We start from the raw sequence: 23,418 nt of genomic DNA, 5'->3' as shown, positions 1-23,418 counted from the left end.
CTATCGTGATGGCTATTGCATTGAACACAGTTCCATTCACGAACCTTTAAACTCCACTGTCCTTCTGGTTGAACTGAATGGTCGTATTTAACTCCACAACTTGAGCAAATCTTGCTTGAAGCGAACCATTTATCAGCTTTTACATATTCAATGCCGTACTTCTCACACTTGTATGATAAACATTGAAAGAAGAAGTTTAATTTTTGAAATGAAAATGCTTTCGATAGTTTTTTGTTTTTTAACAGGTTTGAGATATTTAAGTCTTCCACAACAATCCTCATTGGTTTGGTTTTCACCAATTTAGCTGTTGCTTGATGGATATGGTTATTTCGGATATTCGTAATTTTCCTAGATAACCGAAGGTGCTCAGTTTTAGCTTTTTCATATCCGGCAGATTGAAATTTCACACCTTTTTTAAATCTCCTAGACATATCTCTTTGCGCTGACTTTTTCCTTTTCAAAAGTTTTTTAACCTTAGCATCTTTGTTTATATTTCGTTCTTTCGTACCATTAGAAGCCACAAACAGCTCTTTTAAACCAACATCCACACCAATCGACTCATTGGTTAGTTCTTGTGATTCAAAGTCTTCTTGGAACCCTACACTAATCCACCAGTGACGACCATCAAATGTAACTCTTGGATTTGATGGTTTTTTGTTTCTTGGTAGTTGTTGGCTTGTTTTCACTTCTCCAATAGACTGAATATCAACTACTTTCTTTCCTATAATCAGTCTTTCATAATTAGCATAAAATCCTTGAATTAAATCTTTTTTGGATTTATAAGAAGTGTGATAACCATTTTTGTACTTTTCGAACGAATTTCTTCTCGCCTTATCAAAATCTTTTGAAGACTGTTTTGGAACTTGTGCGTTGATGTCATTTAACCACTCATATCTCTTTCGCTTCTTGATCTTTGTAAATCGTTTCTGTAAATCTAACTGTGAAACAGATTTTCCAAATAGCTTATAGTATCTATCACTCATTCTTTTACAATAGTTATAAGCGAATCTTGAAGCTCCAGCATGATTTCTAAGCACTTTTTCTTGTTCAGGCGTTGGAAGCAGTCTGACTTTCTTCGCCAATATCATCAGAAGTCAACTCCTTAATCATCTGATTGATTTTTTCTACTTTCGCAACATTCACGCTCACCATTTCTAGCCACGTTGTAGTTCAATCAGCTTTAGGGATTGCCCGCAGTTAACCCTCACTACTAGCCAATCACTTGACTAGCAGGGCTTACTGATATCTTTAATTAACTTTGGTTATAATTGGTTAAATAAATCGTAACAGTTAGTTACCCTCTGTTAAGAGAGCATTTACTCTTAGCCTTACAGCAATATCAACCAAATCGTCCTGTAATGTAGTCTTCTGTACGCTTATCTGTAGGTGTTGTAAATAACTTGTTCGTATCTGTATATTCCACAACTTCTCCACTTAAGAAGAAAGCAGTTTTATCTGAAATACGTGCTGCTTGTTGCATGTTGTGCGTCACGATAACAATACTAAAGTCTTTCTTTAACTCCTGAATTAGTTCTTCTACTTTTGATGTTGAAATTGGGTCTAGCGCCGATGTTGGCTCATCCATTAAAATTACGTCTGGCTCAATCGCTAAGCAGCGTGCAATACATAGACGTTGTTGCTGCCCACCAGATAAACCATATGCATTATCGTGCAAACGATCTTTTAACTCATCCCAAATGGCTGCTCCGCGTAAGCTTTTTTCAACGATTTCATCAAGTGTTTTTTTGTCACGAACACCATGGATTTTCGGACCATATGCTACATTTTCATAAATAGATTTTGGGAATGGATTTGGCTTTTGGAATACCATACCCACATGCGTACGTAATTCTTCAACCGGATATGACTTTTCGAATATGTTTCGTTCTCTATATTCGATAACGCCCGTAGTTCGAACGATAGGCACTAACTCTACCATACGATTTAGTGTTTTTAAGTACGTTGATTTACCACAACCACTTGGACCGATAATCGCTGTTACTTCATTCTCATGAATACTTAAGTTGATATCTTTTAAAGCGTGGTCTTCTCCGTACCATAAATTTAAATTTTTCGTATCAAATACCACTTTTTTTGGTGCTGTCTCAATCTTTTTCTCGTTTTTCACCTGTACATTTACTACTGTCGCTACCATTTGAATTCCCCTTTCATCCACTTCCAACTTATTTTCGATTTCGTAACCATAAGACAAATATATTTATAAAGAGCAGCAACCCTAGCAAAACAATCATCCCAGCTGCTGCTACATGCTGAAATTCTTCTTGTGGTCTACTCATCCAATTAAAAATTTGAATTGGTAAAACCGTAAATCTATCAAACATACTGAACGGAACATAATTTGCAAAGGCAAGAGCCCCAATGACTAATAATGGTGCTGCCTCACCAATTGCTCTCGATACCGCTAACGTACATCCCGTTACAATCCCTGGTAAAGCTACTGGCAATACAATGTGATACATCGTTTGCCACTTCGTAGCACCTAATCCGTAAGAAGCCTCTAGTAATGAGCTCGGCACAGTTCGAATCGCTTCTTGACTAGCTACAACAACAGTTGGTAAGACGAGTAAACTCATCGTCAGTGCCGCTGCAATTATGCTCTCTCCTAAATGGAGAGCGTATACGAAAATAGTTAACCCGAGTAAACCAAACACAACGGAAGGTACCCCTGCTAATGTTTGATTATTTAATTCAATTAACTTTTTAAAAATGGACTCCTTCGCATAATGCTCTAAATAAAGAGCTGTTCCGACTCCAAATATAAAAGAGACCGGTATAACAATGCTCATAAATAGTATTGTTCCTGACAAAGCAGCAACAATCCCAGCTTCTCTCGGATTACGTGAGGCGAAGTTTGTAAAGAAATCTATTGAAAGATAACTTATACCTTTTTCAAAAATTTGAAAAAGCAATATAAAAAGTATTACTACCGAAAACAAAATTGCTATATAAAACAAACACTTGTAAATCCGATCCTTTAAAAAACGCGATGCCATATTTTCTTGTATTTTTTTATGGTTTAACATTCGCATATTATGTCACCCTCCTAAAACGGCGCATAATATATTGCGAAATGATATTCATAATAAAAGTAAACATAAATAACGTTGCACCTACAGCATACATGCTGTAATAAGTAATCGTTCCGTGCGGAGCATCACCTAAACTCACTTGTACAATATAGGCTGTTAATGTTTGAATAGAATGAGTCGGATCTATCGATACATTAGGTGTTGATCCAGCTGCAATAACAACAATCATCGTTTCACCAATTGCCCTGGAAGCTGCTAATATAATCGCTGCCATTATGCCCGTAAAAGCCGATGGAAACACCACTTGTTTTACCATCTCAAAACGAGTCGCTCCTAGCGCTAATGAGGCTTCTTTAATTCCTTTTTCTACAGCTCTCATCGCATCTTCAGAGAGAGACGCAATCGTCGGGATCATCATGAACCCTATAACAATACCCGGACTAATAGCATTAAAAAACTGCAAATCTGGTATAACGCGTTGTAAAAGTGGCGTGACAACTGTTAACGCGAAAAAACCATATACAATTGTCGGGATGCCTGCTAGTAGCTCTAACAACGGTTTTAATATTTTCCGAGCGCCATTCGAAGCGTATTCGCTTAAAAACACGGCACAACCTAAACCAATAGGAATTGCTACGAACATGGCAATTGCTGTTACAAGGGTTGTTCCACATATAAGTGGTAATATACCGAATTTCGGATCTTCAAAAAAAGGTAACCATTCTTTCTCTGTCAAAAAAGAATACAATGATATCTTTTGAAAAAACATGATTGTTTCATTTGCCAACGTAATAATAATTCCAAGTGTCGTTACAATGGACACGCTAGCAATGACTTTTAGTATTAACGGAACAATTCGATTGATTCGCTGCGTTTTTTTTCTTCTATTTGTATTTCTCTCAATCAAATGTTGTACAGAAAATGTAATTTGACTTTTGTCATTATGAGCCAAAGATGAAAACCCCTTTCCACCCTGACATTACCTTTTTATTTCTGTTAACATTCGCAGCTGTTCATTATATTTTTCTTTTGGTAATTTTACATATCCGACCTCTTCAGCAAGGCTTCCAACATGCTTAATCATAAACTCAACATAATTTGCTACATTAATTTTATTTCTGATAGATGCATGATTCACATACGTAAATAGCGGCCTAGATAATGGCTTATACGTACCCGATTGAATGGTCTCTTTCGTTGGAAATACACCATCCACCTGTATTGCTTTTACCTTATCTCGATTGGCCATATAATAAGCATATCCTACAAAAGCAATGGCATTTTTATCATTCATTACCCCTTGCATAATAACTTGATCGTCTTCAGACAAAGAAACCGTTTTTACAAGGCGATTATTTTGTAAGACAACATTTTGGAAATAATCATAAGTACCAGAGTCTACGCCTGGCGCATAAAATTTAACTTGTTCACGTGGCCATGATGAATGAATTTGTGACCATCGTTTCAATCTTCCATTTTCACTCCATAATAGACGTAACTCATCTATCGTCATATTGTTTATCCACGTATTTTGACGATTCACAACAATCGTTAGACCATCATAAGCAACCTCAAATGGTGTAAATTGAATGGAGTTTTTCTGCATTGCATTTTCTTCTACCGGTTTCATCAATCTCGAAGCATTGTTTATATCTACTTCTCCTTTACTGAAACGATTAAATCCTCCTCCTGTCCCAGAAATACTAATAGAAATTTTCACGTTTGGATGTGCCTTTGTATATTCCTCTGCCACTGCCTCTATAATAGGAAAAACCGTTGAGGATCCATCAACTCTCACTTCTCCCATTTCATTTGTAGCGAATGCAGTAGACATATTAAAACAAAGGAAACATGTCGATAATGTCCAAACTTTAATCGATGCGCTCATCCATTTCACGTGTTCTTCCTCCTAGAAGTAACCGGAAATAACAGGATTACAGATATAAGAATACTGCTAAACTATTAATTCGGTTTTAATTGTTTGTAAAAGTTTTGTAAAGTTCCACAAAAACAACTGTATACACAAACTTAATTGTCAATTTTGTACTTTAGATGCAGGAAATTTTCTAATCATCCATAAAGTGAAACTATAATCAGTGGGGGTTGTGTTCATCCCCCACTGATTATTAGCCCTCACCAATCGGGCGTTTACGGGCAGCATGGCTCCCCCCTAACTTCTTTGCTCCAGCTGAATTTTTGGGTGGGAGTTTTACTGCCCTCAAATAGCGGGATAAAACTGCTATCACCTATCACACAAGACAAACTTAGAGCGTATGCACTCATCTTGTTATGTCCATCGTTTTTGAAACTACATGTTTTTTTCAACATTTTACGCTTGTCCACATTTACTAAACCATATGCATAAAGCATAAAAAAAAGCACACTATCTTTTCAGATAGTGTGCTTTTTTTACAACTTTTTTATTCATCATCTTGTGCATTACTTTTTTTCTCTTTTTCATCTTTTGGAGCTTCACCAGTTAATGCTTGTTTTTTCAAATCAAAGTAAGCGTCCATTATTTCACGACCAATATATCCATTAATCCCTGTTTTATCATCATGTACCCATGGCACAACAACAGAAAATGCTACTTCTGGATCTTCAAGTGGCGCATAACCTACTAATGTTAAGTTATATGTTTCTTTGCGCTCACCTTTTGCATTTCTACCAATCTCTTTATCTCCGCCATATACAGTTTGAGCTGTACCTGTTTTCCCAGCTGCTTTATATGGTGCACCTGCAAAGTATTTTGTAGCTGTACCACCTGTATCGTTAAACACTTGTCTAAATCCTTCTTGAACACGTTTAATTTGTGATTCAGGCATATCAACACGATTTAATACTTTCGGTTCCATGGATTGAACAACTTTTCCAACTTCCTCGGGCTTCGCCGATGGCTGACGAATTTCCTTTACAACTTGAGGTTGCATACGATATCCACCATTTGCAATCGTCGAAATATATTGCGCTAATTGAAGCGGTGTATACGTATCATACTGTCCGATTGATAAATCTAATAAGAAACCTGGTTGATTCCCTTTACCTATTTGACCAGCAGTTTCATTCGGCAAATCAATTCCTGTTTTTACACCAAGCCCAAACTGACCAAAATAGTAACGCATAGTATCAAATGCTTTTTGCGGGATATCTAACGTACCGCCTCGTACGTATGGAACACCAGCGATATTCATCGCTGTTTTAAACATATAAACGTTAGAAGACATTTTTAACGCTGTAAGGTCATTAATATACCCCATCGTTTTCCAAGATGACTTCGTAGGTGTCCCTTTTAATTTAATCGGTTCATCTAACTGTACAGATCCTGGCTGAATTGCACCAGTTTGATATCCCGTAAGTACTGTCGCACCTTTTACAGTTGAACCCATCGGATAAGAACTCGTCATCGTTCCTAATGCAAAATCCTCTACTTTCGTTTCGCCGTCTTTATTCACTAATTGTTTCCCCGCCATAGATAAAACTTCACCATTTTTCGGGTTCATCATTACAACGAATGCACGGTCTAAAAGAGGTTCGCTCCCTTTAAATCTCATTAAGTTTTTTGTAAGAATTTCTTCTACGCGCTTTTGTAATTCCATATCGATTGTTAAATTCAGATCGTTACCTCGTTGTCCTTGTGACACATTAATAGTTTCTAAAATATTACCATCTTTATCTGTAACATTTCTAACTTCAGCTTTTGTGCCGTGTAAACTATCTTCGTACTGTTGCTCAAGGTAACTTTTTCCTACGCGATCATTACGATTATAATCACGAACAAGATAGTAATCTAATCTTTCTCTCGGCAACCCTTCATCAGAAGAAGTTACACCACCAAGTACACTTCGGAACATATCGTCATACTTATATTTTCGCTCCCAGTCAACATTTGTATCTACACCTGGTAATTTCGCTAAATTTTCACTAATAATCGCGTATTCTTCCGGTGTTGCATTTTTTTTAACGATTTGCGGCGTCATTGCATATCCGCTTTCCATCTTACTTTTGATCGCCAATATTTCTAAATCTTTTGCTGACAGTTGATTAATCTCTTCTTCTGTTACACGATTTCGTTGACGTTCATCCAGTTCTTTATCGTCAATTTTATTTGTTTTAAGCTCTTCACGATCTTTTTTTGTGATTTTTGTTTCTGCTTCTTCTTTATGTAAAGCAAGCCAATAATCTTTTTTATCGCGATCTGTTAACTTATCTGTTGGGACTTCAATTAAATCTGCTAACTTTTTCGCCGTTTCTAAGCGATCTGCTGCAGTTGATCCCTTCATTTTTGTAAATGTAATTGTACGAATAGGCTCATTATCTACGACTGCTTCTCCATTACGATCAAATATTTTCCCGCGTGGTACAGGATTACTTATCGTTGAATTTTCTTTTTTCTCAACTTCATTTTTATATTCCTCGCCACGAACAATTTGTACGTATCCAAGCCTTACAATAACCGCGGAGAACATTAAAAACACGCAAAAAAACAACACGTTTAACCGAAAGGGAACGTGGGTTTTTGTCTTTGTCTGGTTCTTTTTCTGCTTCTTGCTCATACAAACCCCCTCTACCAACAGCTATGTAATGTGAAAGGGACACCTTCATACAGGTGCCCTCACTGCTGTCTTACATCTTTTTCTATTCTAGCATAAAACAAACGATAAGTTAACCTTCTGGTTCAGTTTGATTCTGCGTGGTTCCTTGCGCTCCAACGCTGGTTTTGTTCACATTTCCCTCATCATATTTGACATTTTTAACTGCAAAATAAATAAGAAAATGTCCAGCTCCTAAAATACATAGTAAGAAAGGTAAACTTTTTTCAGGAGGAAAGAATATGACAGCACATAAAAAACTTAAAATGGAACAAATTCTTCCGGCATTTAACCATAATTCCCTGACAACTACATATTCTACACGCCATTCTCTCGCCTGTTTTGCTCTACCAATTACATCGTATGTCATGGATCCGTACGGAACGAGTAAAATGGGATATGCAACCGCGATACATGCTGCATAAATAAGTAATTTCGTATATGTAACATTGAAAATAACTAAGAATACGACCGCATATAAAATAATGCCACCAAGTAAAATTGCTTTTTTTCGCCATTCTTTCTTTAACAGACGAGCAACTAAATAATAGCATACAAATGATACTGCAGAATTCACTAAACTATACTTCCCTAGTGCTAACTCGCTACCAGATGCTAAATAGACGTATACCGAAATAACGAAAATAAACGTTCCCTCTCTCAAACCTTGGAAGAAATGAGCACGCGTAATTCTTCCCCAGTTTTCATCAACTTGCCGCTCTTTCAATACTTGCACAATTTCATAGCGTCCTTCACATTCCCTCTTCGATAAAAAAAAGCTTAGAACGACTGCAACCGCAAATAGCATTAACGAGAGGAAGAAAACGACAGTATAACCGCTCCATTTTTCCATACGTGAAATTGTATATCCTGCAGCTATCGGTCCAATCATTCCAGAGAAAGATGTAAGAAGTCCGAGAAAACCGTTAAAAAAATCTCTTGTTTCTGGTTCTGTAATCTCAAATGTCAACAAGTTAAAAGCGAGCCAATAGAAACCATAACCAACTCCTAAAAGGGCTCCCATTAGTAAAATATAGTGAGATGCACTTTTTCCCGCTACTAAAACGACGATAAAAAAAACAGCTAACGTGCCTACACCGATTCGCAATAAAATCGAGCGATCAATACGTTTCGCTAATTTCCCTCCCACAAGAAATGTTAGAGGCTGCAATACAACGCTGGCCAAATTATACAAGCCCAAATTCACATAATTTTGTGTTTGCTTCCATAAATAAATGTTTACAAACGTATTCGATAAAGAAATTGCGAGCGTGTATAAACCTCCTATAACAAGCAATAATACTAAATCCCGATTCACTTCAACATCACCAATTACATGTTTCCACTTCATACACAACTCTCCTTTACTTCATGTTCTAGTCTTCCAAAGACAAGCTCAATTATGTAAAAGGAGAGCATAGAAAAAAGCTAGGAGAAAACCCCTAGCTTTTTTCTAGCTGTATTAACTTTAATTATTTTGCTTCTTGGTAAAGTTTTTCAGCAACGTTCCAATCTACAACGTTCCAGAATGCACCGATGTAGTCAGGACGACGGTTTTGGTAATTTAAGTAGTAAGCATGCTCCCAAACATCTAAACCGATAACTGGAGTTTTACCTTCAGTTATAGGAGAATCTTGGTTTGGAGTGCTTGTTACTTCTAACTCACCATTGTTTACTACTAACCAAGCCCAACCAGAACCGAAGCGAGTTGCGCCAGCTTTTGCGAATTCTTCTTTGAATGCATCGAAGCTACCGAATTTCGCTTCAATCGCAGTTGCAAGTTCGCCTACTGGTTGTCCCCCGCCGTTTGGAGATAGGATTGTCCAGAAGAATGTATGGTTAGCATGTCCGCCACCATTGTTACGTACTGCTGTACGGATTGCTTCAGGTACTTCGTTTAAGTTTGCAACTAATTCTTCAACGCTTTTGTCTGCTAATTCTGCATGACCTTCTAAAGCAGCGTTTAAGTTTGTAATATACGTGTTGTGATGTTTTGTATGATGGATGTTCATTGTTTCTTTATCAAAGTGAGGTTCTAAAGCATCATACGCATAAGGTAAATTTGGTAATTCGTGTTTTGCCATTGTTATATTCCTCCCGGTTTATGTATTGTCACTACATATGTGACCTACAACTTCATTCTACCCTAATTGCCATAGGGTGCAAACAAATAAATCGCTTTGTCTTGCTATCATTAAAGTAGCAAAATTCCCACTTCTTTTCAATTAAAATGCTCATATATTCCGTAAAAAAAGCTTCCTTCTACAAGGAAGCTTCCTGCTGACATAATAAACATATGAAATGGATATGGACCCTGTAGGACTCGAACCTACGACCGGACGGTTATGAGCCGTCTGCTCTAACCAACTGAGCTAAGGGTCCACAATTATGTATGTAACATTAAAAACAACTAACTTCCCATCGGATATATCGTTTAAAAAATGTAAGATAAATTTACCATATACAAAAGAAAAGTGTCAATTGTATTTTTCTCTACTAAAAGAAGTAAATTAATAAAAAGAAATTTAGTCCTTTCTACTATATGTAAATATAATATATCTTGAGCTTCTCTAGATTCGTACGTTACAATGATTTTACACATACATAAAGGAAGTGAATCTATGTCCATTTTTACACAGCTAGCAAAAAGCGTATATTCGCCTAAAGATATGGCGCTTTTCCGTTTTCAAAAAATCGGTAAAACCATTTTGTATATTATGCTTCTTTGCCTAATCACTACTATTCCAAGAACTTTCTTGTACGGTAGCGTTATTCAAGATGGTGTTAACATGGTAAATAAAGTAATCGAAAAAGATTTACCTGATTTTAAAATTGAAAATGGTGAGCTAACAGCTGATATTGATCAACCTATCGAAAAAGAAGACGGAAATGCCCTTTTCGTATTTGATCCAAATTCAACAGACTTAGAAAAATATCAAAATAAAACAGGTTTATTTGTTTTAAAAGATAAAGTAGTCTCCATGGGGAATGGTCAAACACAAACATACTCCTATAATGACTTATTAGGCGCATCTCTTGAGAAAAAAGATTTACAAGATTTCATTTCGTTATTTGACAGTATTTATCCAATCTTATTATTCGTTATTGGGTTCTTACTGTACTTGTTCCAATTATTTATTACCTTTGTAGGAGTTACATTGCTTGCCTTCATCGGTTCTGCGATGAGCGGTCAACGCAAATTATCTTATAAACAAGTTTGGACATTAACTGCTTACAGCTACACAATTCCAACAATCTTCTTTATGATTATGGATTTATTCAAAATAAACGTACCTGGCGCAACATTCATTTACATTGCAGTTGTTTTAATCGTTCTATACTTAACAATTAAAGAAGTTCCAAAACCGAAAGAAAAACAAGAACTATAAAAAAATGCCTAAATAGGCATTTTTTTTTTGGACAAGCATATATTCCTAGCAAAGGAGTGAAGGATATGAAGAGATTAGGTGTACTCTTATTCGTGCTTGTCCTCGGTTATATATTTTATTACGACATAAAAATCGGTACTTTACCGATATTAAGTTCATACAAAAAAACCTCTGCTGCCCAAACGATAAAACAAGAAAATACAGATACAAAACAAAATAAAGAGAAAGAAACAGAAAAAGAAACGGATATAGCTTATAAAGCAATCGAAGTAAAAACTGGCGATACAGTTCTTTCTATTACAGAAGCGATTAATAAGAAAAAAATTCCTTCTATTGAAAAAGTAATTGATGATTTTAAGCAATTAAATAAAAATACATCTGCTACAAAAATCCAAGTTGGAAAGTCTTATAAATTCCCGTTATATCAATAAGCAATCACTTAATCCTTGTCAATTACATAAAGGCGCTGATACAATAGTAAAAGTGAAACCGAGTACTTTGGTTTCCATAGCCCTTTCTCACACATACTATCATTGATGTAAGGGACTAAAATAAGAAACTTCTTTTATAAGGAGAGCGATCAATTCGTGAATGAAATGACTCAACGTACAAAAACACGTCCAGTTAAAGTCGGTAATTTAACAATTGGCGGTAACAATGAATTAATTATACAAAGTATGACGACAACAAAAACGCATGATGTTGAGGCTACAGTTGCTGAAATTAAACGTTTAGAAGAAGCTGGCTGTCAAGTTGTTCGTGTTGCTGTTCCAGACGAACGCGCAGCAAATGCTATTGCTGATATTAAAAAACAAATCAACATTCCACTTGTTGCTGATATTCATTTTGATTATCGCCTTGCTTTAAAAGCAATCGAAGGCGGCATTGATAAAGTACGTATCAATCCAGGTAACATTGGACGTCGCCATAAAGTAGAAGCTGTTGTAAATGCAGCGAAAGAGCGTGGCATTCCAATCCGTATCGGTGTAAATGCCGGTTCATTAGAACGTCATATTTTAGAAAAGTATGGATATCCAACTGCTGATGGTATGGTCGAGAGCGCACTGCACCATATTAAAATTTTAGAGGACTTAGATTTCCACGATATTATCGTATCAATGAAAGCCTCTGATGTTAACTTAGCAATTGAAGCATACGAAAAAGCTGCTCGCGCTTTTGATTATCCATTACATTTAGGTATTACAGAATCAGGAACATTGTTTGCTGGAACTGTAAAAAGCGCCGCTGGTCTTGGAGCAATTTTAAGTAAAGGTATCGGAAATACACTTCGTATTTCTTTAAGTGCTGATCCAGTTGAAGAAGTAAAGGTTGCACGTGAACTATTAAAGTCATTCGGTCTTGCATCTAATGCCGCAACACTTATTTCTTGTCCAACTTGTGGTCGTATTGAAATCGACCTAATTAGCATTGCTAATGAAGTCGAAGAATACATCTCTACACTTAAAGTTCCAATTAAGGTTGCAGTACTCGGCTGCGCCGTAAACGGTCCTGGTGAAGCTCGTGAAGCCGACATCGGTATTGCTGGTGCACGCGGAGAAGGTTTATTATTCCGTAAAGGGCAAGTCGTTCGTAAAGTACCAGAAGAAACAATGGTAGAAGAACTGAAAAAAGAAATTGATGTAATCGCTGCTGAAATGGCTGCCGAACGAGAAAAAGAAAAAGAAAAACAAGAACAATAAAAAAAAGGTTGCCCACAATTTTTGTGAGCAACCTTTTTTACATTTAAATTAAAAACTCGTCAGTTATATAACCGACGAGTTCTCTTATTTTGCACATTTTGGACAACGACCATATATTTCGAACTTATGTCCCGTTACCTCATAACCTTTAAAATCTTTATTCATAAAATCCATTGGGCAAGAAGTGATTTCTTTCGTACCACCACAATCTAAACAAATGAAATGATGATGATGTTCCATAATAGAGCACATAAAACGAAAATGTTTTTCACCATTTAATTCCGTTTGCTCTAAAACACCAATTTCAGCAAAAACCGTTAAGTTACGATAAATCGTATCGAAACTAAGTCCTGGATAATCATCCTTCATATGTTCTAAAACATCTTTTGCGGTTAAATACCGATTATGCGCCGCGAATAATCTTAGCATCTCTTCCCTTTTCCCCGTATGTTTATATCCTTTTTCCTTCATTAGGCGTAAAGCTTCTGTTAGATTCATACCTATCCCTACTTTATGCAGTTTTTTTCTTCTTCCATAAAATCGCACCGATTAAAATAAGAACCGCTATCATAACAATTGTACCACCTGGTGCTAGATCAAGTTGATACGAAGCAAACATTCCACCAATTACTGCAATTTCACCAAATAAAATGGAAAAGAAAATTGTTTGTTTAAATCCTTTTGCAATACGAATACTTGCTGCAACTGGTAACGTCATTAAAGATGATACGAGAAGAACACCTACAACACGCATTGATACCGCAATTACAAGAGCAACTAATATAATGAAAATAAAGTGAATCCACTTTGCACTCAAACCGGTTGATACAGCGTATTCCTCATCAAATGATAGTAAAAACAACTCTTTGTATAATAAAACAATCGTTATAATAACTACAATTGCTACTATACCAATAATAATTAAATCCGCACTTGTCACAGCACTTACACTACCAAATAAATAACTAAATAAATCCGTATTGAATCCATTAGCAAGTGAAATGAAGATAACTCCAATCCCCATCCCTGCTGAAAGTATAATCGGAATTGCTAACTCTTGATAATGTTTATATACAGTACGTAATTTTTCAATTAGCAATGCTCCACCGATTGAAAAAAACATTCCCATATATAAAGGGTTTAAAAACCCTCCAGTAAAGATTGTCTTTTCAAGTAATAAACTGGCTGCAATTCCTGATAATGTCACATGACTTAATGCATCCGCAATAAGCGACATGCGGCGAATTACAACGAACACGCCGATAAGTGGTCCGACAAGCCCAATTAAAACACCAGCGTATAAAGAATTACGTAAAAAATCATATTGTAAAAAATCCTGTATCATTATATCCTCCCGTGATGCCCATGTTCATGTTCTAAGCGATGAACATGATGCCCATATAAAATCGACATTTCTGCATCTTCTAACTCTCGGAATTTCTCTACATTCCCATGGAAATGTAGATGCTGATTTAAACACGCAACATGCGTCACCTTCTCTGTTACAGCACCCATATCGTGCGTAACAAGAATTAACGTGATCCCGAGCCTTTTGTTTAAATCCTCTAGTATCTCATAGAAGCTTTCCACATTTTTCACATCGATTCCAACAGTAGGTTCGTCCAAAATAAGCAATTCCGGATTACTTACAAGTGCACGAGCAATAAATACACGCTGCTGTTGTCCACCAGAAAGTTCTCCAATGTTGCGACCTTGAAACTCACTCATACCTACATCAGCAATCGCTTTTTCTACTTTCGCATTATCGTCTTTCGTAAAAAAGCGAAAAAGCCCCTTTTTCGAAACGAGCCCCATTGAAACAACTTCAAAAACAGTTGCTGGGAAACCTGAGTTAAAACTACTTGCCTTTTGGGATACATAACCAACTTTATTCCACTCTTTAAATTTCTTACTATCAATACCAAACAATCTAATACTTCCTTGCTTCGGTTTTAAAACACCCAATAAACATTTAAGTAAAGTCGATTTCCCTGAACCATTTGGTCCAACTAAACCTAAAAAAGCTCCCTTCGGAACTTGCAAATTAATATCTTCTAACACGTTTCGATCTTCATATCGAAACGTTAATCCTTCTATTTCCAATATATTATTCATATCATCTCACCTATTTTAATTCAGAATGATTCCGATTTATCTCTATTTGAATTATAGTACAGCTTATTATAGTTGTAAACCAATCTGCCTAAAATATATTCTTTATTTCAAGAAACCTTATTATTATAACAAAAAGCAGAGAAGAATTCTCTGCTTTCAAAAGATATTACAATTAATTTTTTAGTGAATTGCTGATTTAAACTTACCACCATTTGTCTCTTGTGTATTCATAATCGTAACAAATGCGTTTTCATCAATTTCATGCACAATTGATTTTAACTTCGTCACTTCCAAACGTGTTACAACTGCATAAATAACTTCTTTTTCTTTATCTGTATAGCCACCTTTAGCAACAAGTTTTGTTGTTCCACGACCAAGGCGGTGTAAAATTGCATTTGATACTTCCTCATATTGATCCGATACGATTAAAACTGCTTTCGTTTCGTCTAATCCTTGAATTACCGTATCAATTGTTTTGAATGCGATATAGTACGTCATAACAGAATACATCGCTTGTTCAACACCAAAAACAAATGCTGCCCATGCAAAAATGAATAAGTTCACAAACATTACGAATTCACCAACAGAAAAAGGTAATTTCTTCGTTAATAGAATTCCCATAATCTCCGTTCCGTCTAACGATCCACCATGACGAATAACAAGTCCTACACCAATCCCTAAAATAAGACCGCCGAAAACTGTTGCTAAAATCGGCTCTGTTGTAAATGGCGGTATAGCATGCAACGTTGATTCAATAAATGCTAAAGCTACAATTCCAAATGCTGAAGATAACATGAATGTTTTTCCAATTTGCTTATACCCGGAGTACATAAAAGGAATGTTGAGGATAACAACTAAAGTAGAAAAACTTAACCACCAAATATTAGGAGTAAGATAATCTAATATAAGAGAAATACCAATAATTCCACCATCAATAATTTTATTTGGCATTAAAAACAGTTCAATCGCTACCGCCGCACACGCTGCCCCAAAGACAATCATAACTAAACGATATACAAGATGAATAACACTTTCTTTTCGATGTTGCTTTTTCTCCATAAGTCCTCCTTATACTCTTTATCTATAGTTTCGTTCTTATATTATAACATAAGCTTCTTTTCCCCATTGAAAAAATGCACCTTGATACGAATATGTACAAGCTATGCTTACATATATTTCGATAGAAGAACGTGTGAAGGAGGACAACACGATGAACCTCATTAAACAAATTGTGAACAAAAAATTAAATCATATTTCTACAAAAGAGTTATTGAAATATAGTAAAGAATATGAAGTTTCAATTACAACTGCGCAAGCTGATCAAATTGTTTTACTTATGAAGGGAAAAAATATTAACATTTACGACAATAACGAACGACTAGAGCTCTTAAAACAAATAGCAAAAGTAACCTCCCCTGCTACTGCCCAACAAGTAAATACTTTATTTCAACAACTACTAAAATAAGGAGGGGAAAATCCCCTCCTTATTGCGCTTTAATTTTTTCAAGAATTCCTTCATCAAAAGTACCATTTTTCAGCATTTCAATTTCTAATTTATATGGTGGCTTCTTATCTTTTTTATCTTCACCTACATACGGCGTTTCAAGAATTTTTGGTACGTGCGTAAGTTGTGGGTGATGCACAATGTGATGCAACGCCTTATAGCCAATATGACCAAAACCAATATTCTCATGACGGTCTTTTCCAGCTCCGCGTACATTTTTGCTATCGTTAATATGAAGTACTTGTAAACGATTTATCCCAACAATTTTATCAAATTCGTTTAACACACCGTCAAAATCATTTACAAGGTCATAACCTGCATCATGCGTATGACACGTATCAAAACATACAGATAGTTTTTCATTATATTTCACACCATCAATAATTTTCGCAATTTCTTCAAAGCTACGACCGCATTCTGTTCCCTTTCCTGCCATCGTTTCTAGCGCAATATTAACCGTTTGTTCTGGCGTTATTACTTCATTAAGCCCTTTAATAATTTGTTGAATACCAGCATCTGCTCCTGCACCAACGTGAGCTCCTGGGTGAAGAACAATTTGTGTTGCTACCCCTAATGCTGCCGTTCTTTCAATTTCCATACGCAGAAAATCAACACCTAATTGGAACGTCTCAGGTTTCGTCGTATTCCCAACATTAATAATATACGGAGCATGGACGATAATTTCCTCAATACCGTTTAGTTCCATATGTTTTCTTCCTGCTTCTATATTCAATTCTTCAATTGGTTTTCTTCGTGTATTTTGCGGGGCACCTGTATAAATCATGAACGTTGTTGCACCGTATGAAACAGCCTCTTCACTTGCTGCTAATAACATCTTCTTACCACTCATTGAAACATGAGATCCTATCTTTAACATACAATCACCTCTTCAATATACAATAGATATAATGATAGCATAATTTGTAGAAATATGTAGCGAATTGTTTGTTCACACAAAAGGCACTACATAAATTAAACTGACTATTTAAACAGTCTGCACTCTATACTTAAATTAACCCAATAAAGTGAAACTTTAGTCAACGTTTTTTCTACCCCTCACTAATTATTAGTCTGCATTAATCGACTTTCTCTCAAGTAGTGAGATAAAAAAAGATAAGGGAAATCCCTTATCTTTTTTTATTGCTATATTTTTTCTTCACTTTGTCACGTTCTGTTGCAAGTTTTCGTTTATAGTTTGGTTTTACTTTTTTCGGCTTTTTAACAACTTTTGTTGCCATAACATCTAGTCCATCATTTGGTTTTTTACGGCTCTTACGACGACGACGGTCACCTAAATCCGCCCATTCATCTCCGCGTAAATCTACATGCTTAAACTCGATATGACGTTGTTTTTCCAAACTATCTAACGCTTCTTCATTTGCTGGATCATAAATCGTTACCGCAATACCTGAATGACCCGCACGTGCAGTTCTTCCAACGCGGTGAACGAAGAAGTCTAAATCTGATGGAAGTTCATAGTTAATAACATGGCTAATTCCTTCAATATCAATACCGCGTGCCGCCAAATCTGTTGCGACAATGTATTGGAACTCTAAATCACGAACTTGTTTCATCATTTTTCTACGATCACGTGGTGATAAATCACCGTGTATACGTCCTACTTTTAACCCACGTTCTGCTAATCCATCGGCTACTTCGTCAGCCTTCTTCTTTGTGTTTGTAAAGACAATTGCTAGATATGGTTTAAATTGAAGTAGCATATTTTTCACTAATTCAGTTTTATTACGGTGTCTTGAAGGCACAAGGTAATGATCAATATTTCCTGCTGCAACTTGCTTCGGATTAATATGAATATGTTCTGGATTCTCCATATATTTCTTCAAAAATGGTTTTAATTTTTGAGGAATTGTTGCAGAGAAAACTAACATTTGCAGATTTTTAGGCATACGTGCCGCAATTTTATCTACATCTTGAATGAATCCCATATCAAGCATTAAGTCCGCTTCATCGACAATAATAGTATCCGCTTTATAAACAAATAGCGCCTTTTCTTCTACTAAGTCTTTAATACGTCCTGGCGTTCCAACTACAATATGAGGTTGTTTTTTCAACTTTTCAATTGATCGTTGTTTATCAGTTCCACCAATTAAACAGCGTGCTGTAATCATTTGATCTTCTGCACAGAACTTTGTTAGTTTCACAATTTCTTCGTAAATTTGTTGTGCTAACTCACGAGTAGGCGCTGTAATAACAAGTTGTACTTCTTCACGACTTGCATCAATTCTGTTTAATGTAGGAAGTAAGTATGCATGTGTTTTCCCAGAACCAGTTTGGGATTGTCCAATTATACTCACACCTTTTTTCACGACCGGGAAAATTTTCTTTTGAATTCCTGTTGGCTCTGTAAAGCGTAGTTCACGAACTGCATCTATTAAAAATGGTTTAAAATCATACTGTGTAAAAGTTTGTAGTGTCATAAGTTACACCTTCTTTCTAAAATTTCTACTGCGCACAAATCAGTCAAGTCTACATTATATCGAAATCTACAAGTAAAATCCATCTTTAGTTTAGGTTTTTATCTCAAAAACTAACCTTCTTTCCTTCCATTGCATATTGTATGTGTATATACCTAACTGAAGAAAGGAGGATTTCTCATATGTATCCGAAATCCCCAATAGGGCAAATGCATCCTAATCAAGGACATCATTCTTATACACCATACCCAATTCCACAACTACCACCGATGGCACAAAAAAAGAAAAGTTTTCTTTCTAAACTCTTTAAAAAACACGATCCTACGGAGCCTTTCATGCAAATGGTCCCTCCCTATCGGCAAACAAATGGGCCACCGATGATGTACCAGCAACAGCAACAGCAATACCAACAGCAATACCAACAGCAATACTCACAGCAATATCAACCGTATATGCAGCAACATCCTCAACAAATGATACCACCTCAAATGTATGAATCCAATGACACACGCGGCGTCGCAACAACTGCAGCTGCGGCAACATCTAGCAGCGGCATCGGAAGCTTTCTTTCGAATCTAATTTCGAATCCAACTAATATGATAAATAATATCGAAAAAGTATCCCAAGTTGTTCAATCTGTAGGACCTGTCGTCGAGCAATACGGTCCAATTATGCGTAGTCTACCAAATATCGTCAAAATCCTCACCTCTGGAAAAAGCACAGAGGAAAAACAAGCTGAAGACCAGCCTAGAGAAGTTGAAGTAGCCACTCCAACTCCTCCACCAAAAAAGAGAAAAAGAAAAAAAATTGTGATTGAACCCATAATAGAAAAAGAATTACCAGAAGAGCCTGTTCAACAAATAGCAACAAAACCAAAACTATATGTGTAACAATCCTTTGTTTTCTATCTCCTCCTCCTTTATAATGTAATGGACTATGCACAAAAGTATCCCTTGTTTAGAAGGAGAGGATTACTCACATGAAGATTGTTAAAATTTCCCCTCGTGGTTATTGCTACGGCGTTGTTGACGCGATGGTTATTGCACGTAACGCCGCATTAGATAAATCATTACCGAGACCCATTTATATTTTAGGTATGATTGTTCACAATAAGCATGTAACAGATGCTTTCGAAGAGGATGGCATCATTACATTAGACGGTCCAAGTCGATTAGAAATTTTAGATAAAATCGATTCTGGTACTGTTATTTTTACTGCACACGGTGTTTCTCCAGAAGTTAAACAACGTGCAAAAGCAAAAGGTTTAACGACAATTGATGCGACTTGCCCAGATGTTACAAAAACACATGACCTTATTGAAGCAAAGAAAGCTGAAGGATACCATGTCATTTATATCGGCAAAAAAAATCATCCAGAACCAGAAGGCGCAGTTGGTATTGCACCTGATATCGTTCATCTTATCGAAAGAGCTGATGATTTAAAAACATTAGAAATCCCAACAGATAAAATTTTAGTTACAAATCAAACAACAATGAGTCAATGGGATGTTCAACATTTAATGGAGGACATTCAGAAAAAATTCCCAACAGCAGAATTCCACAAGGAAATTTGTTTAGCAACTCAAGTTCGCCAAGAAGCTGTCGCTAAACAAGCTGATGTTGCAGATTTAACAATTGTTGTCGGCGATCCGAAAAGTAACAACTCAAACCGTTTAGCACAAGTATCACAAGAAATCGCTGGTACGAAAGCATACCGCGTTGCAGACGTAAGTGAAATCCAATTAGAGTGGCTACAAGGTATCGAAAACGTTGCAGTTACAGCGGGTGCTTCTACTCCAACGCCAATCACAAAAGAAGTTATTGCTTTCTTAGACCAATATGACCCGATGAATCCAGCTACATGGGATAGAACTCGAAATGTACCACTTCAAAAGATATTGCCACGTGTAAAAGTAAAAAAACAACAATAACAAAAAACCGTTGCCTACATGAGCAACGGTTTTTATTTTTTTATACAAACGTGAATGGATCTGTATGTAACTGCGAAGCATGAATTTGTACATTGAATTTCTTTGCATCTACTTTTTCTTGCAATTGTTTTTGTACACCTTGCTTCATTACTTTTTCAACGTTATGCCCTGGATCAACTATATTTAAACCAAGCATCATCGCATCATGAGCAACATGATAATACATATCACCTGTTACATATACATCTGCCCCTTTAAATTTCGCTTGGTTTATATATTTATTACCGTCACCACCAAGTACAGCTACTTTACGCACTTTATCATCTAACTTGCCAACAACTCTTGCACCCTTCACATGTAATGATTGTTTCACATGCTCAGCAAACTGACCAAGTGTCATTTCTTCTTGTAAATACCCTATTTTACCAAGACCTAAAGTTTCACCTTTATTATCAAGCGGATATACATCATATGCCACTTCTTCGTACGGATGAGCTGCTAACATCGCTTTAATAACTTTTCTTTGTAGTGAAGCAGGAATAATCGTTTCGATACGCACCTCTTCCACACGCTCTAACTGTCCAGTTTCCCCGATATAAGGATTTGTCCCTTCTCGAGGGATAAACGTACCTACCCCTTCGCTACCGAACGTACAGTGGCTATAATTACCGATATGACCTGCATCTGCATCTCCAAGAGCTTTACGCACTTCTTCTGCATGGGTTACTGGAACAAATACAACAATTTTTTTCATTTCTTCTGTATATGTAGGAGCTAATACTTCTGTATTTTGTAACCCTAACGCATCAGCAAGTAAATCATTTACCCCACCCTTAGCAATATCTACATTTGTATGCGCTGCATACACCGCAATATCATTTTTAATACACGTTTCAATAATTCTTCCGTACGCCTTATCTGTATGAATCGCTTTTAATGGATTAAAGATTAAAGGATGGTGCGCTATAATGATATTCGCTCCTAATTGGATCGCCTCGTCCACAACTTCCTCAGTTACATCTAACGCGATTAATACGTGCTGCACAGGTTTATTAAGCGCTCCAATCTGTAAGCCAACCTTATCCCCTTCCATTGCTAAATGCTTCGGGTACATACCTTCAAACAAAGAAATAATTTCATGGCCATTCGGAATTTTACTCATGATAAAACCTCTCCTATCATTTTCATTTTCGCATCTATTTCTGCACGCTTCGCTTTTGTCTCTTCAGACTCTGCTGCACGCTCTAACTGTTTTAAAATATTTTGGAAGTTTTTCAATTCTCCTTCCCACTTTTCAACAAAAGCTTCACTTTTTTCTTTTATTAGAAATGGACCCATAAACAATTCAGCTTGTTTATTTTCAGAGTAAGGTACTGCTGTATCTCCTCGCTCTCCGACTAAAATCTCGTAAATCTTTCCGTCTTCTATTACAATTTTCTCACGGATAAGCTCCCATCCATTTTCAATAAACCATTCACGAATATGGTGTGCTGCAATATTCGGCTGTAAGATTAAACGTGTTACACCTTCTAATTTTCCTTTACCACTTTCTAAAATGTCACGAATTAACGCTCCACCCATACCAGCAATCGTAATAACATCTACTTCTCCTGGCGCGATAACAGCTAATCCATTCCCTTTACGAACGTCTACTTTATCTTGTAAGCCACTTTCAGCTACAGTTGCTTGTGCAGAGCGAAACGGTCCATCTACAACCTCTCCTGCAACTGCTTTTGTAGCAATATTATTTATAATTGTATAACACGGTAAATACGCATGATCCGATCCAATATCAGCTACTGTAGAGCCTACCGGAATCTCCCTCACAACTTCTTCTAATCGTTTCGAAAGCTTTACTTCATTCATGTATTTCCATTACTCCTTCTCTTGTCAGTCTGTCTCCATGATAATGAATTTATAGTAGTTGTTGCAAGCCCATAACAATACTTCAATTCTCTATTACTAATCGTATTTTAGATAGTATAGAAAAACAAGCCTTTTGCAAAAAGCAAAAGACTTGTTTTTCTATACTTTATTTTTTCTTCGATAACCAATCAGCTACTTTTGCCGCTTGATCAGCTGGAACTATATTTGGCGGCATATTTCCTTTTCCTTTTGAAATAACTTCTTTAATTTCATCTTTCGAAAGTTTCCCACCAATTTTTTGTAAATTAGGTCCTACCGCCCCTTGTAACTGATCACCATGACAGCTCGTACAGCTTTGCTTTACAATATCCTCTGGCTTTGATGCTGTTTGTGCTGGTTTCCCGCCATTTTTTGCATCAGCTAACTCTTTAGATTTATTTAGCCCCTGAAATGAAAATACAAACATAACGATAATACCTAATGCCGCAATAAGAGCGAACGGAATCAACGGATTACGTTTCATATCTCTTCTCCCCCCTCTATACCACTAAATAGTTAGATGATTCAGTCATTTTAATTGTACTTGAAAACACTCTAGCAGAAAAGAGTAAACTACCATTTGTTAAAAATATTCCGTAAATTCACTTTATTGATTTTCACTATTTTATCGCATATTATTTCGATAATTACTAACGTTTCTCATCATATTTTTTACTTTTCTACATATTATTTTGTATAGAATAAACAAAATTAATCGAAAAATCGAAAAATGAGCATTTGCAAATCAAAAGACAATTCTGTAAAATAAATTACAAGAAATTGTAATCGTTGCCGATAGAT

The 23,418-nt window shown here is 36.2% G+C and carries 23 protein-coding genes and 1 tRNA gene; 6 read left to right on the top strand and 18 right to left on the bottom strand.

Translation table 11 applies throughout. The annotated features are described in order from the left end of the window. The 9 genes from V7038_RS05610 to V7038_RS05570 all read right to left on the bottom strand — a co-directional run. Positions 1-1,088, bottom strand: a 1,088-nt coding sequence (locus tag V7038_RS05610) for an RNA-guided endonuclease InsQ/TnpB family protein (protein WP_335469421.1), incomplete at its 3' end; no start/stop codon positions are given. Positions 1,089-1,339: 251 nt separating this feature from the next. After that, positions 1,340-2,155 (bottom strand): phosphate ABC transporter ATP-binding protein, encoded by an 816-nt coding sequence (pstB, locus tag V7038_RS05605; protein WP_002111857.1) that lies wholly within the window; start codon positions 2,153-2,155, stop codon positions 1,340-1,342. Between the two features lie 28 nt (positions 2,156-2,183). Beyond that, on the bottom strand, positions 2,184-3,050 hold the full coding sequence (gene pstA / locus V7038_RS05600) for a phosphate ABC transporter permease PstA (protein ID WP_002111858.1): 867 nt from the start codon (positions 3,048-3,050) through the stop codon (positions 2,184-2,186). 1 nt (position 3,051) lies between these two features. Next, the gene (gene pstC / locus V7038_RS05595; protein WP_070139952.1) at positions 3,052-4,002 is read right to left on the bottom strand and encodes a phosphate ABC transporter permease subunit PstC; all 951 of its coding nucleotides are present in this window, start codon (positions 4,000-4,002) and stop codon (positions 3,052-3,054) included. A 27-nt stretch (positions 4,003-4,029) separates the two neighbouring features. Continuing rightward, positions 4,030-4,947 (bottom strand): PstS family phosphate ABC transporter substrate-binding protein, encoded by a 918-nt coding sequence (locus tag V7038_RS05590; protein WP_002111862.1) that lies wholly within the window; start codon positions 4,945-4,947, stop codon positions 4,030-4,032. 523 nt (positions 4,948-5,470) lie between these two features. Further along, positions 5,471-7,603: a peptidoglycan D,D-transpeptidase FtsI family protein gene (locus tag V7038_RS05585; RefSeq protein ID WP_002199338.1), complete on the bottom strand. Its 2,133-nt coding sequence runs from the start codon at positions 7,601-7,603 to the stop codon at positions 5,471-5,473. Between the two features lie 109 nt (positions 7,604-7,712). Then, a complete protein-coding gene (locus V7038_RS05580) occupies positions 7,713-8,990 on the bottom strand; it encodes an MFS transporter (RefSeq protein ID WP_335469417.1) in 1,278 nt (425 codons plus the stop codon). A 121-nt stretch (positions 8,991-9,111) separates the two neighbouring features. Beyond that, the gene (gene sodA / locus V7038_RS05575; RefSeq protein ID WP_070139953.1) at positions 9,112-9,723 is read right to left on the bottom strand and encodes a superoxide dismutase [Mn]; all 612 of its coding nucleotides are present in this window, start codon (positions 9,721-9,723) and stop codon (positions 9,112-9,114) included. Positions 9,724-9,947: 224 nt separating this feature from the next. Continuing rightward, positions 9,948-10,021 (bottom strand) — tRNA-Ile (locus V7038_RS05570). A gap of 239 nt (positions 10,022-10,260) precedes the next feature. Between V7038_RS05570 and yqgB the strand changes: the two genes are divergently transcribed. From yqgB to ispG, 3 genes are all read left to right on the top strand, one after another. Then, positions 10,261-11,028: a protein YqgB gene (gene yqgB / locus V7038_RS05565; RefSeq protein WP_002034056.1), complete on the top strand. Its 768-nt coding sequence runs from the start codon at positions 10,261-10,263 to the stop codon at positions 11,026-11,028. A gap of 65 nt (positions 11,029-11,093) precedes the next feature. Beyond that, the gene (locus V7038_RS05560; RefSeq protein ID WP_335469415.1) at positions 11,094-11,459 is read left to right on the top strand and encodes a hypothetical protein; all 366 of its coding nucleotides are present in this window, start codon (positions 11,094-11,096) and stop codon (positions 11,457-11,459) included. A 165-nt stretch (positions 11,460-11,624) separates the two neighbouring features. Then, positions 11,625-12,728, top strand: a complete 1,104-nt coding sequence (ispG, locus tag V7038_RS05555) for a flavodoxin-dependent (E)-4-hydroxy-3-methylbut-2-enyl-diphosphate synthase (RefSeq protein ID WP_161793976.1) — start codon at positions 11,625-11,627, stop codon at positions 12,726-12,728. 84 nt (positions 12,729-12,812) lie between these two features. Here ispG and V7038_RS05550 read toward each other — a convergent pair whose 3' ends face one another. The 4 genes from V7038_RS05550 to V7038_RS05535 form a co-directional block, all read right to left on the bottom strand. Continuing rightward, positions 12,813-13,226, bottom strand: a complete 414-nt coding sequence (locus V7038_RS05550; RefSeq protein ID WP_002067192.1) for a Fur family transcriptional regulator — start codon at positions 13,224-13,226, stop codon at positions 12,813-12,815. 13 nt (positions 13,227-13,239) lie between these two features. Then, positions 13,240-14,073, bottom strand: a complete 834-nt coding sequence (locus V7038_RS05545; RefSeq protein WP_002160460.1) for a metal ABC transporter permease — start codon at positions 14,071-14,073, stop codon at positions 13,240-13,242. Beyond that, positions 14,073-14,843, bottom strand: coding sequence for a metal ABC transporter ATP-binding protein (locus tag V7038_RS05540; protein ID WP_002111871.1), 771 nt, complete (start codon positions 14,841-14,843; stop codon positions 14,073-14,075). The genes V7038_RS05545 and V7038_RS05540 overlap by 1 nt, the downstream gene beginning before the upstream one ends. 180 nt (positions 14,844-15,023) lie before the next feature. Beyond that, a complete protein-coding gene (locus V7038_RS05535; RefSeq protein WP_002015168.1) occupies positions 15,024-15,902 on the bottom strand; it encodes a YitT family protein in 879 nt (292 codons plus the stop codon). Between the two features lie 151 nt (positions 15,903-16,053). On the opposite strand from V7038_RS05535, the gene V7038_RS05530 reads away from it, so the two are divergent. Beyond that, positions 16,054-16,308, top strand: coding sequence for a DUF2624 domain-containing protein (locus tag V7038_RS05530; protein ID WP_001048958.1), 255 nt, complete (start codon positions 16,054-16,056; stop codon positions 16,306-16,308). Positions 16,309-16,327: 19 nt separating this feature from the next. On the opposite strand, the gene V7038_RS05525 is transcribed toward V7038_RS05530, so the two are convergent. Together V7038_RS05525 and V7038_RS05520 are read right to left on the bottom strand one after the other, a co-directional pair. Further along, complete coding sequence (locus tag V7038_RS05525) at positions 16,328-17,224, bottom strand: deoxyribonuclease IV (RefSeq protein WP_002138366.1); 897 nt, start codon at positions 17,222-17,224, stop codon at positions 16,328-16,330. A gap of 250 nt (positions 17,225-17,474) precedes the next feature. Further along, a complete protein-coding gene (locus tag V7038_RS05520; protein WP_002111874.1) occupies positions 17,475-18,785 on the bottom strand; it encodes a DEAD/DEAH box helicase in 1,311 nt (436 codons plus the stop codon). A 179-nt stretch (positions 18,786-18,964) separates the two neighbouring features. Between V7038_RS05520 and vrrA the strand changes: the two genes are divergently transcribed. Together vrrA and V7038_RS05510 are read left to right on the top strand one after the other, a co-directional pair. Continuing rightward, positions 18,965-19,672: a VrrA/YqfQ family protein gene (gene vrrA / locus V7038_RS05515; protein WP_335469413.1), complete on the top strand. Its 708-nt coding sequence runs from the start codon at positions 18,965-18,967 to the stop codon at positions 19,670-19,672. An 89-nt stretch (positions 19,673-19,761) separates the two neighbouring features. Then, the gene (locus V7038_RS05510; protein ID WP_002111876.1) at positions 19,762-20,712 is read left to right on the top strand and encodes a 4-hydroxy-3-methylbut-2-enyl diphosphate reductase; all 951 of its coding nucleotides are present in this window, start codon (positions 19,762-19,764) and stop codon (positions 20,710-20,712) included. 40 nt (positions 20,713-20,752) lie between these two features. Here V7038_RS05510 and V7038_RS05505 read toward each other — a convergent pair whose 3' ends face one another. From V7038_RS05505 to cccA, 3 genes are all read right to left on the bottom strand, one after another. Then, a complete protein-coding gene (locus V7038_RS05505) occupies positions 20,753-21,874 on the bottom strand; it encodes a Nif3-like dinuclear metal center hexameric protein (protein WP_070139955.1) in 1,122 nt (373 codons plus the stop codon). Beyond that, positions 21,871-22,578 carry a tRNA (adenine(22)-N(1))-methyltransferase gene (locus V7038_RS05500; RefSeq protein ID WP_002111878.1) on the bottom strand — a complete coding sequence of 236 codons (708 nt, stop codon included), beginning with the start codon at positions 22,576-22,578 and terminating at the stop codon, positions 21,871-21,873. The genes V7038_RS05505 and V7038_RS05500 overlap by 4 nt, the downstream gene beginning before the upstream one ends. Before the next feature lie 166 nt (positions 22,579-22,744). Further along, positions 22,745-23,101, bottom strand: coding sequence for a cytochrome c550 (gene cccA / locus V7038_RS05495; protein WP_002129130.1), 357 nt, complete (start codon positions 23,099-23,101; stop codon positions 22,745-22,747). Positions 23,102-23,418 lie beyond the last annotated feature (317 nt).

Source organism: Bacillus sp. JJ783 (genome assembly GCF_036963225.1).
GTDB classification, from domain to species: Bacteria; Bacillota; Bacilli; order Bacillales; family Bacillaceae_G; genus Bacillus_A; species Bacillus_A cereus_U.
Note: the sequence above shows the minus strand (reverse complement) of the source record. Positions and strands in the feature narration are given on the sequence as shown.